The organism is Streptomyces griseorubiginosus (genome assembly GCF_017614965.1).
GTDB classification, from domain to species: Bacteria; Actinomycetota; Actinomycetes; order Streptomycetales; family Streptomycetaceae; genus Streptomyces; species Streptomyces griseorubiginosus_B.
In genome coordinates this window covers 1-3,157 of the sequence record NZ_WVUG01000526.1, presented here as the reverse complement: position 1 = coordinate 3,157, position 3,157 = coordinate 1, and the positions used below count along the sequence as shown (strand labels likewise).

General features: G+C 71.0%; 4 protein-coding genes. All 4 read left to right on the top strand.

Annotated elements, in window-relative coordinates; translation table 11 throughout:
• On the top strand, positions 1-1,218 hold a 1,218-nt coding region (locus GRC12_RS43110), incomplete at its 5' end, for a DUF4190 domain-containing protein (protein WP_244374649.1).
• Between the two features lie 147 nt (positions 1,219-1,365).
• On the top strand, positions 1,366-2,118 hold the full coding sequence (locus tag GRC12_RS43105; protein WP_208785891.1) for a GntR family transcriptional regulator: 753 nt from the start codon (positions 1,366-1,368) through the stop codon (positions 2,116-2,118).
• A 303-nt stretch (positions 2,119-2,421) separates the two neighbouring features.
• Complete coding sequence (locus GRC12_RS43100) at positions 2,422-2,616, top strand: SPOR domain-containing protein (protein WP_208785890.1); 195 nt, start codon at positions 2,422-2,424, stop codon at positions 2,614-2,616.
• 19 nt (positions 2,617-2,635) lie between these two features.
• Positions 2,636-3,034, top strand: a complete 399-nt coding sequence (locus GRC12_RS43095; RefSeq protein WP_208785889.1) for a (deoxy)nucleoside triphosphate pyrophosphohydrolase — start codon at positions 2,636-2,638, stop codon at positions 3,032-3,034.
• The last annotated feature ends 123 nt before the right edge of the window (positions 3,035-3,157 follow it).

The following is a 3,157-nucleotide window of genomic DNA, read 5'->3' as shown; positions in this document are numbered from 1 at the left end:
GTGCCCCCGCAGCCGCAGGAGCCCCAAGGGCCGTACCCGCAGGGCCAGTTCCCGCAGCCGCCGGACGGGCAGCCGCCGTACCCGCAGGGGCCTTACGGTGCTCAGGGGCCGTACGCCCAGCCGTACCCGTACCAGCCCTGGGGGCAGGGATACAGCCCGTACAACCGGCCCGCGCCGGTCAACGGGCTCTCAGTCGCCTCTCTCGTGCTCGGCATCCTGTGCTGCGTTCCGGCGGCCGGGCTGCTGCTGGGGCTGATCGCGCTGGGGCAGATCCGGCGGACGGGGGAGCGGGGCAAGGGGATGGCCGTGACGGGCTCCGTGCTGTCCTCGCTCGGGATCGCCCTGTGGGTGCTGACACTGGCCACGGGGGGCGTGTCCGACTTCTGGGACGGCTTCAAGGACGCCGCGAAGGACAACGGCAGTGCCTACACCCTGGCCAAGGGCGAGTGCTTCGACGTGCCCGGCGGCTCCCTGGAGGGCTTCACCTACGACGTCGACAAGGTGCAGTGCGAAGGCAGGCACGACGGCGAGGTCTTCGCCGCGTTCACGATGGGCGGATACCCGTCCTTCCCGGGGGACGCCAAGGTCAGCCAGGTCGCCGAGACCCGGTGTTACTCGCTGCGCTACACCTACGCCATGGACGCCTGGGCCGTACCCGTCGACGTGGACGTGTACTACCTGACGCCGACCCGGCAGAGCTGGCGGCTCGGCGACCGCGAGGTCACCTGCGTGTTCGGCAACACCGACGAGACCGCCGGTCTCACCGGCTCACTGCGCAACGACGTCCGGTCGCTGAACGCCCATCAGCTCGCCTACCTGCGGGCCGTCAACCTCGGCAACGTGGCCCTCGACGGTCAGCCCGCCGTCAGCCCCGGGCAGGACCTGCGGGCCAACACGGAGTGGGCGGGGCGGGTGTCGGAGGCGTTCACCAAGGAGGCCGGCCTGCTCCGGCAGCACGTGTGGCCGGCGGACGTGAAGAGCCCCGTCTCCGCCGTCGCCAAGGAGGCGGACTCCCTGGGCAAGCAGTGGGCTCGGGTCGCCGCGGCCACCGACGCGGACGGCTTCTACGCCGCCTACGGCCCGATCAGGGTGGAGGAGTCCCCGCGCCGGTCGGTCACCGCCCGCAAGGCTCTGGGCCTCGCCACGACCCCGCCCGCGACGGACGATCCGGGCGGACAGGAGGGCGGCGGCACAGCAGGTTCCGATGTCGAGGTGTGACGGCGCCCATAGCGGGGAGAAAGTGCCTGCGTAAAGGCTTCAGGGGCCGCATGTCACCACATCGAGTGATTCTCTGGCCTTTGCTTGCATGGCGGAACCCACGGTTGCCACGCTGTTGCTGTCTGTACAACCTGATGGGAGCGGCCAGTGACTTTCGGTGAGCAGCCGGCGTACCTGCGCGTCGCGGGTGATCTCCGCCAGAAGATCGTCAACGGATCGCTGCCACCGCACACCCGTCTCCCCTCCCAGGCCAGAATCCGCCAGGAGTACGGCGTCTCGGACACCGTGGCCCTGGAGGCGCGCAAGGTGCTGATGGCCGAGGGCCTGGTCGAGGGCCGCTCGGGCTCGGGGACGTATGTGCGTGAGCGGCCGGTGCCCCGCAGCGTCGCCCGCTCCGGCTTCCGCCCGGCCGGCGGGGCCACCCCCTTCCGTCAGGAGCAGGCGGACGCCGACGCGCGCGGCACCTGGGAGTCCAGCAGCGAGCAGACCGAGGCGAGCGGCGCCGTCGCCGAGCGCCTGTGCATCAGGCCCGGCGACCGCGTGATGTGCACGCGGTACGTGTTCCGGGAGGCCGGCGAGGCGATGATGCTCTCCACCTCCTGGGAGCCCCTCGCGGTCACCGGGCGCACCCCCGTGATGCTCCCCGAGGAGGGGCCGCTGGGCGGCATGGGCGTCGTCGAGCGCATGGCGGCGATCGACGTGATCGTGGACAACGTCACGGAGGAGGTCGGCGCCCGCCCCGGCCTCGCGGAGGAACTGCTCGCCCTGGGCGGCGTCCCGGGCCATGTCGTCATCGTCGTGCAGCGCACCTTCTACGCCTCGGGCCGCCCCGTGGAGACCGCCGACCTCGTCATCCCGGCCGACCGCTACCGGGTGGCGTACCACCTCCCGGTGAAATAGCGCACACCTTTACGGCGGTTACCCCCGGCAACCATTCCCGGAGCCCCTGCGACCGCCCCCCGGAACCCGTTCCTCCGCCGCTGAAATCCGGACGTTCTCGCAGGTCGCCGCAGGTGCCTCTGGCATGTCGCCAACTGGATGCGCGCACGCCCGGAGGCGGCGCGTTCCTTTTCGTGCGCCCCCCTCGATCTGGCCGGTTGCGTACCTCTTTGTGAAAAGCCGTATTCGCTGCGTGAAGGTAAGGCGTAGGCTCGGGCATATGCGGATTGCGGTTTCCTTAGAGGGCGGGGGCGGTGGGGCGCGATGAACGACGGCACGATCACTCTTCCCTGGCTCGTCATACGGCAGGACGACAACGGCAATCGCTACCGCGTGGGCCGGTACGCGACCCGGGCGGAGGCGCAGAAGATCGCCGACAGCCTCGACGACCGCGGCCACAAGCAGCTCTACTGGGTCGAGCGCATCGGTCAGAACGGCCAGGGCGGCGCGGTCAACTGACTCCCGTAGGCTCCCGCCCATGAGCGAACGGATCGTGGTAGTGGGAGCCGCCCTCCTCGACGACGGCCGCCTCCTCGCCGCCCGCCGCAGCGCCCCACCCGAGCTCGCCGGCCGCTGGGAACTGCCGGGCGGCAAGGTGGAGGCGGGGGAGACCCCCGAGGCGGCCCTGGTGCGCGAACTGCGCGAGGAACTGGGCGTGGACGCGGAGACCGTGCGGCGCGTACCGGGGGAGTGGCTGCTGAGGCAGCCGTACGTCCTCCAGGTCTTCACCGCCCGCCTTCTGCCGGGGTCCCCCGCCCCCAAGCCGCTCCAGGACCATGACGAACTGCGCTGGCTGTCCCCGGACGAGACCTGGGACGTGGACTGGCTGGACCAGGACGTGGAAGCGGTCCGCAAGGTGATGGAGCCGAGTCCCTAGAAGATCACTGAAAATGTTGCGGGTTCTGGCCCCGGGCCGGCAGGGCCGGGGCCAGTCTTGTAGGCATGCAGGGGGAATGGGCCGGGGAGATGGCCGGGCCGGACGTATGGGAGACCTGCCGTG

Bases quoted from the DNA above. Each gene is read 5' to 3' on its own strand.
- GRC12_RS43100 (WP_208785890.1), top strand. From the start codon at position 2,422: ATGAACGACGGCACGATCACTCTTCCCTGGCTCGTCATACGGCAGGAC.
- GRC12_RS43095 (WP_208785889.1), top strand. From the start codon at position 2,636: ATGAGCGAACGGATCGTGGTAGTGGGAGCCGCCCTCCTCGACGACGGC.